Genomic DNA, 16,312 nt, shown 5'->3' on the forward strand with positions numbered 1-16,312 from the left:
CGTGGGCGAGCTACTGCTGCTCTGGCGGTAGTAACTCTTCCTTGACCACCCGTGGGGTCCACGATGTGGGATTTGGGGGTGTTTGCTGGGCCGCCCACCACGATTACCCGAGCCTCGACACGCCTGCAATCGTGTTGGGGCTCGGGTAATCGTGGTGATGTAGCGGATCGTTGATGATCATCGCTGTCCACAGTCCCGGCGGACCGCAACCAAGCCAGCGAGGCGTGCCCAGGGTCTCCCCGTCCCCCTGATAGCTGCCAGGTTCTTGGCCGCGGGTGGCCGGGTCAAGCGGTCCCCTTCGCGCGAAGCGCCATCGGTCCGCTTGAGGCGGGTGCCTGCGGCTGAGAGACTGGGCAGCAGGGGGACGGGGAGCCCGCCTCACCACCCCGGCAGAACCCCCGCAGAATCTCAGGACGAGGCGGCTCGGCGGGCGCGGCGGCGGACGGGCTCGTGGTCGGGGTCGGTGCGCCACAGTTCGGTGATCGAGACCCCCAACCGGCCGAGCAGGACCCGCAACAACGGCAGCGACAGGCCGACGACGGCGTGGTGGTCGCCGTCGATGGCGGTGACGAACGGGCCGCCGAGGCCGTCGATGGTGAAGGCGCCCGCCACGCGCAGCGGCTCGCCGGTGGCGACGTAGGCGCGGATCTCGGCGTCGGAGAGGTCGGCGAAGTGGACCGTGGTGCTGGCGGTGTCGCCGATGGCCCGGCCGGTGCCGCCGTCCTCAGGGTCGCGCAGGTCGATGAGCCAGTGGCCGGAGTGCAGGATGCCCGACCGGCCGCGCATGCGCCGCCAGCGTCGCACCGCGTCGACGGAGTCGGCGGGCTTGCCGTGGATCTCGCCGTCGATCTCGAGGACGGAGTCGCAGCCGAGGACGATCATGCCCGCGAACGTGCGCCCGGCGACCTGTTCGGCCTTGGCCCGGCCGAGCAGGAGCGGGACGTCGTGCGGGGTGATCGGCCCGCGGGCGAGCGCGTCGGCCAGCACGGCGTCCTCGTCGACGCCGGAGACCTGGACCACCGGTTCGATGCCGGCGGAACGCAGGGTCGCCAGCCGGGCGGGGGACTGGGAAGCGAGCAGCAGGCGCACCACGAGACCTCACGTTACCGAAAATGATCATCGGCGGTCGATGCCTGGAACAGCATCGGCCGCCGACGATCATGGGGTGATCATGGTCACGGAGAGGTTAACCCGTGGTCGGTCACCGTGTCTCGGTCATGGCTCAGTGGGCGGACACCGGGGCCGGCGCCAGGGTCGCCGTGGCCGGGGCCGTGGCCGGACGGTCCTCGCCGGCGTCGGCGAACACGTCGCCGCGCCGGTCGGAGTTGTAGATCGCCAGGTCCAGCAGGCCCTCGCGCTTGGCGACGATGGTCGGGACCAGCGCCTGCCCGGCGACGTTGACCGCCGTCCGGCCCATGTCGAGGATCGGGTCGACGGCGAGCAGCAGGCCCACGCCGGCCAGCGGCAAGCCCAGCGTCGACAGCGTCAGCGTGAGCATGACGGTCGCGCCGGTGGTGCCGGCGGTCGCGGCCGAGCCGACCACGGAGACCAGCGCGATCAGCAGGTAGTCCGACACCGACAGGTCGAGGCCGAAGAACTGCGCCACGAAGATCGCGGCGATCGCCGGGTAGATCGCGGCGCAGCCGTCCATCTTCGTCGTCGAGCCGAACGGCACCGCGAACGACGCGTACGACCGCGAGACGCCGAGGTTGCGCTCGGTGACCTGCTCGGTGACCGGCAGCGTGCCGACCGACGAGCGCGACACGAACGCCAGCTGGATGGCCGGCCAGGCGCCGGTGAAGAACTTGACCGGGTTCAGGCCGTGCGCGCGCAGCAGGATCGGATAGACGACGAACAGCACCAGCGCCAGGCCGATGTAGATGGCCAGCGTGAAGCGGCCGAGCGAGCCGATGGCGTCCCAGCCGTAGTCGGCGACGGCGTAGCCCAGCAGGCCGATAGTGCCGACCGGGGCCAGCCGGATGATCCACCAGAGCACCTTCTGGATGATCGACAGCGCGGCCCGGTTGAAGGCCAGGAACGGCTCGGCCTTCTCGCCCACCTTGAGCGCGGCGATGCCGATGGCGGCCGATACGACGACGAACTGCAGCACGTTGAACGACAGGCTCGTCGCGGCCGCCCCGGACTCGGGGTCGACGGACGTCGACGCCGTCAGGGCGAGGAAGTTGGTCGGGACCAGGCCGGTGAGGAACGCCCACCAGTCGCCGGTGCGGCCGGGCTCGGCCGCCTGGTCCTGGGTGACGGACGTGTGGTCGCCCGGCTGCAGGATCAGGCCGAGCGCGATGCCGATGGCGACCGCAATCAAGGCGGTGATCGCGAACCACAGCAGCGTCTGGCCGGCCAGGCGGGCCGCGTTGGTGACGTTGCGCAGGTTCGCGATGCTCGCGACGATCGCGGTGAAGATCAGCGGGATGACGGCGGCGCGCAGCAGGTCGACGAAGAGACCGCCGACGGTGTCGAGGGTGCTGGTGAGCCAGTTCGGGTTGCCGTCGGCGGCCGGGCCCAGCTCGCGGGCGATCAGGCCGAGGACGACGCCCAGCGCCAGGCCGATGAGGACCTGGACGGAGAACGAGGGCAGACGCAGCCGGCGGGACGCGGGCGCGTCGGCGGTCGCGGTTTCGGACATGCGAAGACCTTCCGGTCGGGGGAAGAAGGGAACGAGAGAGAGGGCGCGAGCGCGCTGAACCACGACCGGGCGGCCAAGAGAGAGGCTGGTGACGGGGGTGCCGGGCGATCGCGGGTGCTGCGGTCCTAGGCCGGACAGGCAGCGCTGGCCTGCCGTCGCAGATCGACGTGCAGGCGCTCGGTGAGGCCCCAGATGTTCACCATGCCGTCGAGCCCAACGGCGGGCGAACCGGACCGTATTCCCGTCCTCCCGGAACCGCGTGGTGATCTGGGTCACATCGGGCGAAATGGGCAGTCTCGGGACCATCGACCCTAAGTGGGGCGCGGATCCGCGCCTAGCATCGTCGGTATTCACCGCACGCCGTCGTGGGCCCCCGGCGCGGTGTGCGAAAGCGGAAGTCGTGCTCTCTGGGGGGAATGATGCACGAGTTCGCCGCGGCGGGAGCGGCGCGCCCGCCACACGAGAACAGGCCCGGCACACCGGTCTTCGTCGACCGGCGTGGACGAAGACGCCGCTGGATGACCTACTGGGGCCTGCTGGTCGCCTGTCTGGGTCTGCTCTACGTCGCCCTGCTCACCGCGAGCCTGGCGGCCGAGCCCGTCCGGCCCGATCGATCGGAGCCGGCCGACGTGGGCCCGCCCGCCGATCTGGGCCCACCCGCCGGGGCGGACGCGCCCGAATGACCACCGTGCGCCGCGGACGCGGAGCCGCGCGCGCGACAGCGCCTCGCCTGCACTGGCTCCTGCTCAGCCTGATGCTCGTCGTCCTCGCCGTCGTGCTGCTGGTGAACGGCCTGGTCATGGCGCAGTTCGGGGCCGACCACCGGGTCGCGGCGCCGACGGACGCGCACACCGTCCCGGATGTCGTGCGGGCCGGCCGGCCGATCATCGACCTGCGCCACGGCACGGCCCGGACCCTGCACGTCCCCGACGGCACCGTGGTGCTGACCTTCGACGACGGTCCGGACGCGGTCTGGACGCCCCGCATCCTCGAGGTGCTGGAACGCCACCGCGTGCCCGCCACGTTCTTCGTCGTCGGCAACCTCGCGGCGCAGCGGCCGGACCTCGTCCGCCGCATCCACGACGCCGGCGGCGAGCTGGGCATCCACACGTTCACCCACCCCGACCTCGCCTACGTGCCGGCGTGGCGGCGCGAGCTCGAGCTCTCGCAGACCCAGCTGGTCGTCGCCGGCGCCGCGGGCGTGACGTCGACGCTGGTGCGCCCGCCGTACTCGTCGGCGGCCGAGGCGATCGACGACATCAGCTGGCCGTCGGTCCGCGACCTGGGCCGCACCGGCTACGTCACGGTGCTGACCACGCACGACACCCAGGACTGGTCCCGGCCGGGCGCCGACGAGATCGTCCGCCGGGCCATCCCCGAGGACGGCGCCGGCGGCGTGATCCTCATGCACGACGCGGGCGGCGACCGGTCGCAGACGGTCGAGGCGCTGGACCGGCTCATCCCGGAGCTGCGCGCCCGCGGCTACCGGTTCGGCACCGTCGGCGACGTCGTCGGCGAGCCGGTGACCGTGCCGGCCGACCCGTCCGAGCGGCTGCGCGGCGACACCCTGCTGATCCTGGTGCGCGGCGCGACGGCGGCGACGTCGGTGCTGGCCGTCCTGGTGGGCGTGACCGGCGCGCTGGTCATCTCGCGGCTGCTGCTGCTGGTCGTGCTCGCGCGCCGGCACGCGCGGCAGGGCTCGTCGTGGGGCCGCTCCGCCCCCGTCCGCCCGCCGGTGACCGAGCCGGTGTCGGTGATCGTGCCCGCCTACAACGAGGAGGCTTGCGTCGCCCGGACGGTCCGGTCCCTGGTCGCCAGCGACCACCCGGTCGAGGTGATCGTCGTCGACGACGGCTCCACGGACGCGACCGCCGAGGTCGTCCGCGGGCTCGGGCTGCCCGGCGTGACGGTGTTCCGGCGGCCCAACGGCGGCAAGCCGGCGGCGCTGAACACCGGGATCGCGCAGGCCCAGCACGACCTCATCGTCATGATGGACGGCGACACCGTGTTCGCCCGCGACACCGTCCGCCGGCTCGTGCAGCCGTTCGCCGACCCGGGCGTCGGCGCCGTCGCCGGCAACGCCAAGGTGGCCAACCGGTCCGGCGTCCTGGGCGCCTGGCAGCACATCGAGTACGTCGTCGGGTTCGCCATCGACCGCCGCGCCTACGACGTGCTCGAGTGCATTCCGACGGTGCCCGGCGCGGTCGGAGCCTTCCGGCGGCGCGCGCTCTGGGGCGCCGGCGGCGTCAGCTCCGACACGCTGGCCGAGGACACCGACCTCACCATGGCGATCTCGCGGGCCGGCTGGCGCATCGTGTACGAGCCGGAGGCCGTCGCGCGCACCGAGGTCCCCACCGACCTCGGCCAGCTCTGGCGGCAGCGGTACCGGTGGAGCTACGGGACCATCCAGTCGATGTGGAAGCACCGGCGGGCCGTCCTCGAGCCCGGCCGGGCCGGCCGCTTCGGCCGCCGCGGCATCCTGCACCTGGCGCTGTTCCAGGTCGCGCTGCCGCTGCTGGCGCCACTGATGGACGTGTTCCTGATCTACGGTCTGCTGTTCCTCGACCCGGTGCGCACGGTCCTCGGCTGGCTGGCACTGGTGCTCAGCCAGCTGGTGGCCGGCGCCTACGCGTGCCGGCTGGACGGCGAGTCGATGCGCGGGCTGTGGCTGCTGCCGCTCCAGCAGCTGGTGTACCGGCAGCTCATGTACGCCGTCGTGATCCAGTCGATCGTCACCGCGCTGGTGGGGATCCGGCTGCGCTGGCAGAAGCTGCGGCGCATCGGGGAGGGCGCTGATGCGCGCGATGCGCCAGACGTGGTGAGGGCCGGGCGATGACCGTCGTCGTCCCCGAGCGCGAGCGGTACATCGACGTGTACCGCGCGGTCGCGCTGGTCAGGGTGATGATCTACCACCTGGCCGGCTGGGCCTGGCTGTCGATCGCCTTCCCCGCCATGGGCGTGATGTTCGCCGTGGCCGGCTCGCTGACGGCGCGCTCGCTGCAGCGCCGGCCGGCGTTCGACGTGGTCGCCGGCCGGCTGCGCCGGTTGCTGCCGCCGCTGTGGCTGCTCGGCGCCGTCGTCGTGACGGGCATGATCATCGTCGACGGCGGCAGCCTCGGCGCCGTCGTGGGCCGGTGGCGCGAGCTGATCCACTGGATCGTGCCGGTGGCGGACCCGCCGGGCGACGTCGCGGCCGGTGGGGGCAGCTGGGCCGAGAACATCGTCGCGCCGCTCTGGTACGTGCGCGCCTACCTGTGGTTCGTGCTGCTCTCGCCGCTGCTGATGTGGGCGTTCCGCCGGTGGCCGGTGCGGACGCTGCTGGTGCCGCTCGTCGTCGTGGCGGCCGCCGGGACCGGGCTGGTGGACCTGGAGGCCCTCGGCGCGCCGGGCGACGCCGTCCGCGACTTCGCCACGTACGGCGCCTGCTGGCTGCTCGGCTTCGCGCACCGCACCGGGCAGCTGCGCCGGCTGCCGCTCGCGGCCGCGGTGGCGGTCGCGGCCGCCGCGATGGCCACCGGGCTGTGGTGGGCGCTGACGCACCCGTCCGAGGACTTCGGCTACGACCTCAACGAGATCCCGCTCGCGCAGGCGCTCTGGTCGCTGGGCGTGGTGCTGCTGCTCCTGCGCTGGGCGCCGCCGATGGGCGGGGTGGACCGCGTGCCCGGGCTCGGCCGGCTGGTCGACTTCATCACGGCGCGCGCCGTGACCCTCTACCTGTGGCACAACCCGGCGATCGACCTCGCCTGGGTGCTGTGCGAGCGGGCCGGGGTGTCCGCCGTCTGGGCGGCGGGCCTCGTCGCGGCGGCACTGACGCTGCTGGCCACCATGCTGTTCGGCTGGGCCGAGGACCTCGCCGCGCGGCGGCCGGTGCGGCTGCTCCCCGGGCTGCTGCGGCGCCGGGCCGCGACCCGCCGCCCGGTGGGGGCGCGCGCCATCGGCCTGGTGTTCGGCCGGGTCGGGCTGACCGCGCTCGCCGCCGTCGTGCTGGCCTCATGGGTGACGGCGCCCGCGGCGGACCGCACGCCGGTGGCGTCGGACCGGCCCTGGACCGTGAGCGCCTACCTCGTCCCGTGGGACCTCGACCGCGGCCTGGCCTCGCTGCCCGCCGCCGCGGGACCGCTGAGCGCCGTCAGCCCCGTCTGGTACACGCCCGCCGACGACGGCGCCCTCGTGCGCAACGACGACTCGCCCGTCGAGCCGGTCGCGGCCCGGGTGCGGGCGCTGGACCTCGACGTCGTGCCGTCCATCAGCAACTTCCGCTCGGGTGAGTGGGACGCCGAGCTGGTCCGCCGCCTGATCGGCTCGCCGGCCCTGCGGTCCGCGCACGTCTCGGCGATCGCCGAGACGGCCCGCGACCAGGGCTGGGACGGCATCGACATCGACTACGAGGCGCTGGAGCCGGCCGACTACGCGGCATTCGGGGTGTTTCTGAACGACCTGGCCGCGGCGCTGCACGCCGACGGACGTCGCCTGACGGTGGCGCTGCCGGCCGGGACGGCGGCCGACCGGCCGGAGCTGGCGCGCCTCTACCGGCTGGCCGGCGCCGTGGTCGACGAGGTCCGGGTCATGGCCTACGACTACGCCTGGGAGGGCTCCGGACCGGGCCCGATCGCACCCGTCGACTGGGTCGAGGACGCCGTCGCGCACGTCGTGACGTACGTGCCGCGCGAGCGGGTCGTGCTCGGCCTGGCGGCGCACGGGTACGACTGGCCGGACCCCGGCTCCGGCGCCGAGGGCGGCGGTCAGGACCTCATGTACGCCGACGCGATCGCCGTCGCCGAGGAGCACGGGCGCGAGGTGCAGTGGAGCAACGACGCCCAGACCCCGTGGTTCTCCTATGCCGACGACGACGGCCAGGTGCGCGCCGTCTGGTTCGAGGACGCGCCTAGCCTCGCCGCCAAGCTCGAGGTGGCCGCCGAGCAGCGGCTCGGCGGCGTGTTCCTCTGGCGTGTGGGCGGCGAGGACCCGACGCTCTGGGACGTCCTCGACGACGCCCCCTGACCGCCGGCCAGCCGGTCCGCCCGCGACGGTGGGGCATCACTGCCGGATCCGTGTGGCGTAGCTGTCGTTGGGGCGACAGTTGTGCCACACCAATCGCGCAGCAACGCCGCACCGTTCCGGCGCGGCCCGGTGGGCAGGTCCGCCATGATCATCCAGGATGGTTGGCGTCCTGACCCACTGATCCTGGATCGTTTCGCCGATGGCGGGGTTCGCCCGCGACGGTGGGGCATCACTGCCGGATCCGGGTGGCGTAGCTGTCGTTGGGGCGACAGTTGTGCCACACGAATCCCGCAGCAATGCCACACCGATCGCGCAGCAATGCCGCACCGTTCCGGCGCGGCCCGGTGGGCAGGTCCGCCATGATCATCCAGGATGGTTGGCGTCCTGACCCACTGATCCTGGATCGTTTCGCCGATGGCGGGGTTCGCCCGCGACGGTGGGGCATCACTGCCGGATCCGTGTGGCGTAGCTGTCGTTGGGGCGACAGTTGTGCCACACCAATCGCGCAGCGACGACGTCCGGTGAGCCGTCACAATCGGGCGAGTGCCTCGCGGAGGGGGTCGAGGCCGATGGAGCCGAGGTCGAGCGCCGCCCGGTGGAACTCGCGCAGGTCGAACGCGTCGCCCTGGCGGCGCTGGGCGTCGTCGCGGGCGGCGAGCCAGATGCGCTCGCCGATCTTGTACGACGGCGCCTGGCCCGGCCAGCCGAGGTAGCGGTCGAGCTCGAAGCGGAGGAACTCGTCGGGCATGCGGCAGTGCTTGCGCAGGAACGTGTACGCCGACTCCGGGGTCCAGACGCCGGTCGGCAGCCCGTCGGAGGCGACCAGCGACGCCGGGACCTCCTTGCCCAGGTGGATGCCGATGTCGACGACGACGCGGGCGGCGCGGAAGGACTGGCTGTCGAGCATGCCGAGGCGGTCGCCGGGGTCGTCGAGGAAGCCGAGGTCGGCCATGAGCCGCTCGGCGTAGAGCGCCCAGCCCTCGCCGTGGCCGGACACCCAGCACAGCAGCCGCTGCCAGCGGTTGAGCACCTCGCGCCGGTAGATGACCTGCGCGACCTGCAGGTGGTGGCCGGGCACGCCCTCGTGGAACACCGTCGTGGTCTCGCGCCAGGTCGAGAACTCCTCGACGCCCTCGGGAACCGACCACCACATGCGGCCCGGGCGGGTGAAGTCCTCGCTGGGCTGCGTGTAGTAGATGCCGCCCTCCTTGGTGGGGGCGATGCGGCACTCCAGCCGGCGGATCGGCTCCGGGATGTCGAAGTGCACGCCGTTCATGGCCTCGATGGTGCGGTCGGAGAGCTTCTGCATCCACGACTGCAGTCCGGCCGTGCCGGTGATCTTGCGGGCCGGGTCGGCGTCGAGGGCGGCGACGGCGTCGTCGACGGCGCCGCCGGCGACGATGTCCTGCGCGACCTCGGCCAGCTGCGTCTCGATGCGGGCCAGCTCGGCGACGCCCCAGTCGTAGGTCTCGTCGAGGTCGACGGCCGCGCCGAGGAAGTACCGCGAGGCGACAGCGTAGGCGTCGCGGCCGACGGCGTCCTGCTCGCGCGCCGCCGGTGCGGCGGTCTCGGTGAGGTAGCCGCCGAACGCGCGGTACGCCTCGGACGCCGCCGCGGCGGCCGCGTCGAGCTCGGCGCGCATCGACTCGGGCCCGGTGGCGGCCAGCCCGGTGAAGAAGGTGCCGGCGACCCGCCCGGCCTGATCGGCGACGGCGAGCACCTGGCGGCGCGGCGACGGGCGGCCGGCGGCGATGTCGGCGTCCATGGTGTGCCGGTACTGCTCCAGCGCCGTAGGGACGGCGCGCATGCGGGCGGCGATGTTCGCCCACTGCTCCTCGGTGTCCGTGGGCATGAGGTCGAACGTCTCGCGGGCCCAGTGGAACGGGCTCTCGATGACGTTGAGGTTGCGGTTCAGCCCGGCGTCGTCCATCTCGAGGTCGAGCGACAGCCGCTCGCGCATCGCCTCGCCCGCGACCCGCTCGCGCTCGTCGGCGGCGGTGGCCGTCCCGAGGGCGGCGAGCGTCCGCTCGGCGAGCGCCCGGCGCTCGGCGAACCCGTCCGGCGACAGGTCGGTGCTGAGGGCGTCGTAGCCGCTCAGCCCGGCGTAGGTGGCGGTGTAGGGGTCGAGGGCGGCGTACTCGTCGACGTAGGCGTCAGCGATCTCGTCGACGGCGCGCGGTGGCTGCTGGGTCGTCACCCGGCGACCCTATCCGGGCACCTTTGCGGCGAGAAGGACAGTTGACAGGCAGATCTTCGTCAACGCGGCAGCGCGCTGGCCCGCCACGCGCCCGCGCCCGGCGCCAGCGGTGCCCGGTGGTTCCAGTACGACGCCCACGACGAGCGCTCCGGGGCCGACGGCGCGCGCCCGGCCGCCGCCTTCGCCGTCAGCACGACGACGAGGGCAGCCAGCTCCTCGTCGGTGGGCGTCCCTCGGACGACCCGGAACAGCGGCGGCGCATCGCTCACGCCGTCGACCCTAACGCGTCACTGCGACCGGAACGGCAGCAGCCGGTCGGGCTCGCGGCCGTAGCCGTCGACGCGGAGGTGATCGGGGTGCACCTCGACGATCGAGAAGGCGTTGGTGTCCAGCTCGACCATGCCGCGGAACGTCACGTAGTGGACCCCGTTGCGGAAGCCGTAGTTGCCGGCGTGGTTGTGCCCGTTGACGTAGGCGATGACGTTGTCGAAGCCGTCGATCAGCTCGAGCAGCTCGTCGTCGTTCCAGGCGTTGTGCGCGTTCTTCGGGAAGACCGGGTGGTGCGAGCTGAGCACGACCTTCTCGCCGCGGCGCCGGGCGTTGGTCAGGACGGTGCGCAGCCAGGCCAGCTGCTCCTGGCCGACGGCGCCGTTCCAGGTCTGCGCGTTCGGGGCGCCGGCGGCGACCAGCTCCGCGTACATCTCCTGGGCCAGCGCGTGCTTCTCCGAGCCGGCCGGGTTGGCGTAGGTGCTGACGTCGTTGGTGTCGAGCACGACGAAGCGCCAGTCGCGACGGCGGTAGTGGTAGTACGGCGCCGGCATGTCCAGCACGTCGAGCAGCTCGGCCGTGGGCAGCTGGAAGTCGTGGTTGCCCAGGACGTGGTACTTCGCCCGCCGCGCCTTCTCGAACGTCGGCAGCAGCTCGGCGAAGCTGCGCTCGAAGCGGTCCACGAAGTCGCCCAGGTGGGTGATGAACTCGAGGTCGGCGTTGTTGAACGTGTCGACGGCCTCGGCCAGCTTGGCGATCGACGAGCGGTAGTAGCGGGTGCCGGTGTCGGGGAAGTCGGCGTACTGGCAGTCGGCGATGACGCCGAACCGGAACAGGTCGTCGCGGGCGGCCGCAGCTGTCGCCGTCCCGCCCAGTGCGAGGGGGACGGCGATGGCGCCGGCTGCGGACGCGCCCAGGAAGCCTCGGCGGCTGAGCCGCGCGGAAGTCGTCTCGGTCATGTCGATCAGCCAACCGAGCCGACCGGGCGGACGGCGGAAGCCGGCGGGAACGCCGTATGAACTCGGGATGACTCCGGGTCAGAGCGGGATGTTGCCGTGCTTCTTCGGCGGCAGCGTCTCGCGCTTGGTCCGCAGCGCCCGCAGCGCCTGGACGATCGACACCCGGGTTCGCGACGGCTCGATGACGGCGTCGACGTAGCCGCGCTCGGCCGCGACGTACGGGTTGGCCAGCGTGTCCTCGTACTCCGTGACGAGCTGCGCGCGCCGCTCGGCGGGGTCCTCGGCGTCGGCGAGCTCGCGCCGGTACAGGATGTTGACCGCGCCCTGGGCGCCCATGACGGCGATCTGCGCGCTCGGCCAGGCGAGGTTGACGTCGGCGCCCAGGTGCTTGGAGCCCATGACGTCGTAGGCGCCGCCGTAGGCCTTGCGTGTGATGATGGTGACCAGCGGGACGGTCGCCTCGGCGTAGGCGTAGATGAGCTTGGCGCCGCGCCGGATGATGCCGTTCCACTCCTGGTCGGTGCCGGGCAGGAAGCCGGGCACGTCGACGAAGGTCAGCACCGGGATGTTGAACGCGTCGCAGGTGCGCACGAACCGGGCCGCCTTCTCCGACGCGTCGATGTCGAGGGTGCCGGCGAACTGCATGGGCTGGTTGGCGACGACGCCGACGGACTGCCCCTCGACGCGGCCGAAGCCGACGATGATGTTGCCCGCGAACAGCGGCTGCACCTCGAGGAAGTCGCCGTCGTCGAGCACGGCCTCGATGACGGTGTGCATGTCGTACGGCTGGTTCGCGCTGTCCGGCACCAGCGTGTCCAGCGCCCGGTCGTCGTCGCTGACCTCGAGCGGCGAGACGGTGTCGGGGAACGACGGCGCGGGGTCGAGGTTGTTCTGCGGCAGGTACGAGAGCAGCGCCTTGACGTAGTCGACGGCGTCGGCCTCGTCGCCGGCCATGTAGTGGGCGTTGCCGCTCTTGGTGTTGTGCGCCCGTGCGCCGCCGAGGTCCTCGAAACCGACGTCCTCGCCGGTGACGGTCTTGATGACGTCGGGGCCGGTGATGAACATGTGCGACGTCTGGTCGACCATGACGGTGAAGTCGGTGATGGCCGGCGAGTACACCGCGCCGCCCGCGCACGGGCCCATGATCAGCGAGATCTGCGGGATGACGCCCGACGCGTGCACGTTGCGGCGGAAGATCTCGCCGTAGAGCCCCAGCGAGACGACGCCCTCCTGGATGCGCGCGCCGCCGGAGTCGTTGATGCCGATCATCGGGCAGCCGGTCTTCAGCGCGAAGTCCATGACCTTGACGATCTTCTCGCCGAACACCTGGCCGAGGCTCCCGCCGAAGACGGTGAAGTCCTGCGCGAACACCGCGACCTGGCGGCCGTCGACCGTGCCGAAGCCGGTGACGACGCCGTCGCCGTAGGGCCGGTTCTTCTCCATGCCGAACGTGGTGGAGCGGTGCCGGGCCAGCTCGTCGAACTCCACGAACGAGCCCTCGTCGAGCAGCATGGCGATGCGCTCGCGGGCGGTCTTCTTGCCGCGGGCGTGCTGCTTCTCGACGGCCCGCTCGGAGCCGGCGTGCACGGCGTCGTCGATCCGCTGCCGCAGGTCGGCGAGCTTGCCCGCGGTCGTGTGGATGTCCGGAACGTCGTGCGTCGTCATGCGTGGCCTCCGTCGTCGGGTGAAGCCCTAGCAGGGTAGAGCACACCGGACGAAGCAGCAGTGACACGCGTCTCGCACTGTGGGGCGCGGGCCCGGCGTTCCATGTCCGCTGTCTACGCTGGGCGCATGGCTTCCACTGCCACCGGATCCCGCGAGGCGGCCCGCTTCGAGATGCCCGAACGGCTGCGTGCCGACGTCCGGCAGCTCGGCGACGCGCTCGGCCAGGTGTTGCGCGAGTACGGCGGCGACGCCCTGCTGGCCGACGTCGAACGGCTGCGCGAGCTGACCATCGCCTCGCACCATGAGGACCAGACCGTCGCCGACGACGCCGCCGCCCAGGCCGAGCAGCTGGTGGCGTCGTGGACGCTCGACCGGGCCGACGAGGTCGCCCGGGCGTTCACCGTCTACTTCCATCTCGTCAACGCAGCCGAGGAGTACCACCGGGTCCGGTCGCTGCGGGCCGGCGACCGCGCCGACCACCCGCTGGCCGGCACCGTCGCCAAGGCCGTCGAGGACGTCGCCCGCCTCGCCGGCCACGACAAGGCCAAGCACCTGCTCGACGGCCTCGAGTTCCGCCCGGTGCTCACCGCGCACCCCACCGAGGCCCGCCGCCGCGCCGTCGTCACGTCCATCCGGCGCATCGCCGGCCTGCTCGAGCGGCGCGACGACCCCCGTCTGGGCGCGTCCGAGGACACCGAGACGCAGCGCATGCTGCTCGAGCAGATCGACGTGCTGTGGCGCACCGCCCCGCTGCGGGTCGACCGCCCCGGTCCGCTCGACGAGGTCCGCACCGCCATGTCGGCCTTCGACGACGTGCTCTTCCACGTGGTGCCGCAGGTCTACCGACGCGCTGAGATGGCGCTGGCCGGCGGTGCCGAGACGGTGGCAGCGCCGCAGGTGCCGGCATTCGTCCGGCTGGGCTCCTGGATCGGCGGCGACCGCGACGGCAACCCGCACGTCACCAGCGCCGTCACCCGTCAGGCCATGACCGTCCAGTCCGACCACGTGCTGCGAGCGCTCGAGGCGGCCGCTGCCGCCGTCGGCCGCGGGCTCACGCTCGACGCCGCGTCCACGCCGCCGGCCACCGAGCTGCGCCGCATCCTGGCCGACGCCCGCGCCGCCCAGCCCGAGCTCTACACCGAGCTGGCCTCGCGCTCGCCCAACGAGCCGCACCGCATCGCCGTCCTGTACGCGGCCGCCCGCATCGGCGCCACCCGCCGGCGCGACGCTGACCTCTCCTACGCGTCGGCCGGCGAGCTGCTGACCGAGCTGCGCGCCGTCCAGGCCAGCCTCGCCGAGGCCGGCGCCGCGCGGCAGGCCTACGGCGAGCTGCAGGGACTCATCTGGCAGGTCGAGTCGTTCGGCTTCCACCTCGCCGAGCTCGAGGTCCGCCAGCACAGCGCCGTGCACCGGGCGGCGCTGGAGGACATCCGGGCCGGCGGCGTGCTGTCGGACCGCACCGAGGAGGTCCTGGCGACCATCCGGGTCATGGCGCAGATCCAGGCCCGGTTCGGCCCCGACGCCTGCCGCCGTTACGTCGTCTCGTTCACCCAGTCCACCGACGACGTCGCGGCGGTGTACGAGCTGGCCCGGTACGCCCTCGACGGCCGGCCGGTCGAGCTCGACGTCGTGCCGCTCTTCGAGACCGGCGCCGACCTCGCGGCCTGCGTGACGATCCTCGACGGCGTGCTCGAGCTGCCCGAGGTGCGCTCGCGGCTGGCCGAGACCGGCCGGCGCATGGAGATCATGCTCGGCTACTCCGACTCCGCGAAGGACGTCGGCCCGGTGTCGGCCACGCTGGCGCTGTACGACGCGCAGGACCGGCTCACCGCGTGGGCGCACGAGCACGAGATCACGCTGACGATGTTCCACGGCCGCGGCGGGGCGCTGGGACGAGGCGGCGGGCCGGCCAACCGGGCGGTGCTGGCACAGGCGCCGGGCTCGGTCGACGGCCGGTTCAAGCTCACCGAGCAGGGCGAGGTCATCTTCGCCCGCTACGGCGACCCCGCCATCGCCCGGCGGCACATCGAGCAGGTCGCGTCGGCCGTGCTGCTGGCGTCCACGCCGGCGGTCGAGGAGCGGGCCCGCGCGGCCGCCGTCGAGTTCGAGGGCGTGGCGGCGACGCTCGACGCCGCCGCCCGCGAGACGTACCACGCGCTGGTCCGCACCGACGGCTTCCCCGAGTGGTTCGCCCGGGTCACGCCGCTGGAAGAGGTCGGCTCGCTGCCCATCGGCTCGCGCCCGGCCCGGCGCGGGCTGACGGTGTCGTCGCTGGACGACCTGCGGGCCATCCCGTGGGTGTTCTCGTGGTCGCAGACCCGCGTCACGCTGCCCGGCTGGTACGGCCTCGGCTCCGGGCTGGCCGCCGTCGGCGACCTCGACCTGCTGCGTCGCGCGTACGACGAGTGGCCGCTGTTCACGGTCATGATGGAGAATGCGGAGATGTCGCTGGCGAAGTCCGACCGCCGCATCGCCGCGCGCTACCTCGCGCTGGGCGACCGGCCCGAGCTGACCCGGCAGATCCTCGACGAGCACGCGCTGACCACGCGCTGGGTCCTCGACGTCACCGGCCACACGCGGCTGCTCGAGGACCGCCACGTCCTGGGCCGCGCGGTGGCGCTGCGCAACCCCTATGTCGACGCGTTGTCGTACCTGCAGGTCCGCGCGCTGCGGGCGCTGCGCCAGGACGAGGTCGAGTCCGGCTCGGCCGACGAGGCGGCCACCCGGCGGCTGCTGCAGATCAGCGTCAACGGCGTCGCCGCGGGCCTGCAGAACACCGGCTGACGCTCGTGTGGACCGTTCACCGGGTCGCCACGACGGGGTCGACGAACGCCGACGTCGCGGCGGCGGCCCGGTCCGGCGCCGCTGAGGGCTACGTCGTCGTCGCCGACCACCAGAGCGCGGGCCGCGGGCGGCTCGACCGGCGCTGGGAGGCCCCTCCCGGCACGGCGCTGGCGATGTCGTTCCTGCTCCGGCCCGACGGCGTCCCGGTGGCGCGCTGGCCGTGGCTGCCGCTGCTGGCCGGGGTCGCGGTCGTCGAGGCGGTCGCTGCCGCGGCCGGGGCGTCCGCCGTCCTCAAGTGGCCCAACGACGTCCTGCTCGACGGCGGCAAGCTGGCGGGCATCCTCACCGAGCGGGTCGACACGCCGTCGGGACCGGCCGCCGTCGTCGGCATCGGGCTCAACGTCCTGCAGACGGCGGACCAGCTGCCGCCGGGCGGGGTCTCGCTGGCGTCCGCGGGCGCGGGGGCCGCGCCCGACGCCGTGCTGGACGCCGTCGCCCCCGCCCTGGGGGAGCGCTACGCGGGCTGGCGCGCGGCCGGCGGCGATCCGCTCGCCAGCGGGCTGGCCGCCGACTACGCGAGCCGCTGCGACACCGTCGGCCGTGACGTGCGGGCCGAGCTGCCCGGCGGCGACGCCGTCGAGGGCAGAGCGACCGGCGTCGACGGGTCCGGGCGGCTGCTCATCGCGACCCCGGCGGGCGGTGACCCCGTCGCCGTCGGCGCCGGAGACGTCGTCCATCTGCGTCCGCGGTGAGAGAGCCTGGTTCTCTCCTGTGGCATGACGTGCCAGGATTCAC

12 protein-coding genes are annotated in these 16,312 nt (G+C 73.1%); 5 read left to right on the forward strand and 7 right to left on the reverse strand.

Annotation, left to right across the window (positions count from 1 at the left end):
* Positions 1-408 precede the first annotated feature (408 nt).
* The 3 genes from HD601_RS14475 to HD601_RS36260 all read right to left on the reverse strand — a co-directional run bounded on the left by HD601_RS14475 (position 409) and on the right by HD601_RS36260 (position 2,847).
* A complete protein-coding gene (locus HD601_RS14475; protein WP_184822927.1) occupies positions 409-1,092 on the reverse strand; it encodes a Maf family nucleotide pyrophosphatase in 684 nt (227 codons plus the stop codon).
* A 130-nt stretch (positions 1,093-1,222) separates the two neighbouring features.
* Positions 1,223-2,644, reverse strand: coding sequence for a dicarboxylate/amino acid:cation symporter (locus tag HD601_RS14480; protein WP_184822929.1), 1,422 nt, complete (start codon positions 2,642-2,644; stop codon positions 1,223-1,225).
* Between the two features lie 125 nt (positions 2,645-2,769).
* A complete protein-coding gene (locus HD601_RS36260) occupies positions 2,770-2,847 on the reverse strand; it encodes a putative leader peptide (protein ID WP_425503483.1) in 78 nt (25 codons plus the stop codon).
* 315 nt (positions 2,848-3,162) lie between these two features.
* Between HD601_RS36260 and HD601_RS14485 the strand changes: the two genes are divergently transcribed.
* The 3 genes from HD601_RS14485 to HD601_RS14495 are packed head-to-tail and all read left to right on the forward strand — an operon-like array spanning position 3,163 to position 7,645.
* The gene (locus HD601_RS14485; RefSeq protein WP_184822931.1) at positions 3,163-3,327 is read left to right on the forward strand and encodes a hypothetical protein; all 165 of its coding nucleotides are present in this window, start codon (positions 3,163-3,165) and stop codon (positions 3,325-3,327) included.
* On the forward strand, positions 3,324-5,480 hold the full coding sequence (locus HD601_RS14490; protein WP_184822933.1) for a bifunctional polysaccharide deacetylase/glycosyltransferase family 2 protein: 2,157 nt from the start codon (positions 3,324-3,326) through the stop codon (positions 5,478-5,480). Before HD601_RS14485 ends, HD601_RS14490 begins: the two co-directional genes overlap by 4 nt.
* Positions 5,477-7,645 carry an acyltransferase family protein gene (locus HD601_RS14495; RefSeq protein ID WP_184822935.1) on the forward strand — a complete coding sequence of 723 codons (2,169 nt, stop codon included), beginning with the start codon at positions 5,477-5,479 and terminating at the stop codon, positions 7,643-7,645. The genes HD601_RS14490 and HD601_RS14495 overlap by 4 nt, the downstream gene beginning before the upstream one ends.
* Positions 7,646-8,174: 529 nt before the next feature.
* On the opposite strand, the gene HD601_RS14500 is transcribed toward HD601_RS14495, so the two are convergent.
* The 4 genes from HD601_RS14500 to HD601_RS14515 form a co-directional block, all read right to left on the reverse strand.
* Positions 8,175-9,842 (reverse strand): DUF885 family protein, encoded by a 1,668-nt coding sequence (locus HD601_RS14500; RefSeq protein WP_184822937.1) that lies wholly within the window; start codon positions 9,840-9,842, stop codon positions 8,175-8,177.
* A 59-nt stretch (positions 9,843-9,901) separates the two neighbouring features.
* A complete protein-coding gene (locus HD601_RS14505; protein ID WP_184822939.1) occupies positions 9,902-10,111 on the reverse strand; it encodes an acyl-CoA carboxylase epsilon subunit in 210 nt (69 codons plus the stop codon).
* A gap of 18 nt (positions 10,112-10,129) precedes the next feature.
* A complete protein-coding gene (locus HD601_RS14510) occupies positions 10,130-11,068 on the reverse strand; it encodes a metallophosphoesterase (protein ID WP_184822941.1) in 939 nt (312 codons plus the stop codon).
* Between the two features lie 78 nt (positions 11,069-11,146).
* Positions 11,147-12,733 carry an acyl-CoA carboxylase subunit beta gene (locus tag HD601_RS14515; RefSeq protein WP_184822943.1) on the reverse strand — a complete coding sequence of 529 codons (1,587 nt, stop codon included), beginning with the start codon at positions 12,731-12,733 and terminating at the stop codon, positions 11,147-11,149.
* A gap of 126 nt (positions 12,734-12,859) precedes the next feature.
* On the opposite strand from HD601_RS14515, the gene HD601_RS14520 reads away from it, so the two are divergent.
* Both HD601_RS14520 and HD601_RS14525 read left to right on the forward strand, forming a co-directional pair.
* Positions 12,860-15,517, forward strand: a complete 2,658-nt coding sequence (locus HD601_RS14520; RefSeq protein ID WP_184822945.1) for a phosphoenolpyruvate carboxylase — start codon at positions 12,860-12,862, stop codon at positions 15,515-15,517.
* A gap of 5 nt (positions 15,518-15,522) precedes the next feature.
* Positions 15,523-16,269: a biotin--[acetyl-CoA-carboxylase] ligase gene (locus tag HD601_RS14525; protein WP_184822947.1), complete on the forward strand. Its 747-nt coding sequence runs from the start codon at positions 15,523-15,525 to the stop codon at positions 16,267-16,269.
* Positions 16,270-16,312: the final 43 nt, after the last annotated feature.

Source organism: Jiangella mangrovi (assembly GCF_014204975.1).
In the GTDB taxonomy this organism is placed as follows: Bacteria; Actinomycetota; Actinomycetes; order Jiangellales; family Jiangellaceae; genus Jiangella; species Jiangella mangrovi.

Bases quoted from the DNA above. Each gene is read 5' to 3' on its own strand.
- HD601_RS14480 (WP_184822929.1), bottom strand. From the start codon at position 2,644: ATGTCCGAAACCGCGACCGCCGACGCGCCCGCGTCCCGCCGGCTGCGT.
- HD601_RS36260 (WP_425503483.1), bottom strand. From the start codon at position 2,847: ATGGTGAACATCTGGGGCCTCACCGAGCGCCTGCACGTCGATCTGCGA.
- HD601_RS14485 (WP_184822931.1), top strand. From the start codon at position 3,163: ATGACCTACTGGGGCCTGCTGGTCGCCTGTCTGGGTCTGCTCTACGTC.
- HD601_RS14490 (WP_184822933.1), top strand. From the start codon at position 3,324: ATGACCACCGTGCGCCGCGGACGCGGAGCCGCGCGCGCGACAGCGCCT.
- HD601_RS14495 (WP_184822935.1), top strand. From the start codon at position 5,477: ATGACCGTCGTCGTCCCCGAGCGCGAGCGGTACATCGACGTGTACCGC.
- HD601_RS14510 (WP_184822941.1), bottom strand. From the start codon at position 11,068: ATGACCGAGACGACTTCCGCGCGGCTCAGCCGCCGAGGCTTCCTGGGC.
- HD601_RS14515 (WP_184822943.1), bottom strand. From the start codon at position 12,733: ATGACGACGCACGACGTTCCGGACATCCACACGACCGCGGGCAAGCTC.
- HD601_RS14520 (WP_184822945.1), top strand. From the start codon at position 12,860: ATGGCTTCCACTGCCACCGGATCCCGCGAGGCGGCCCGCTTCGAGATG.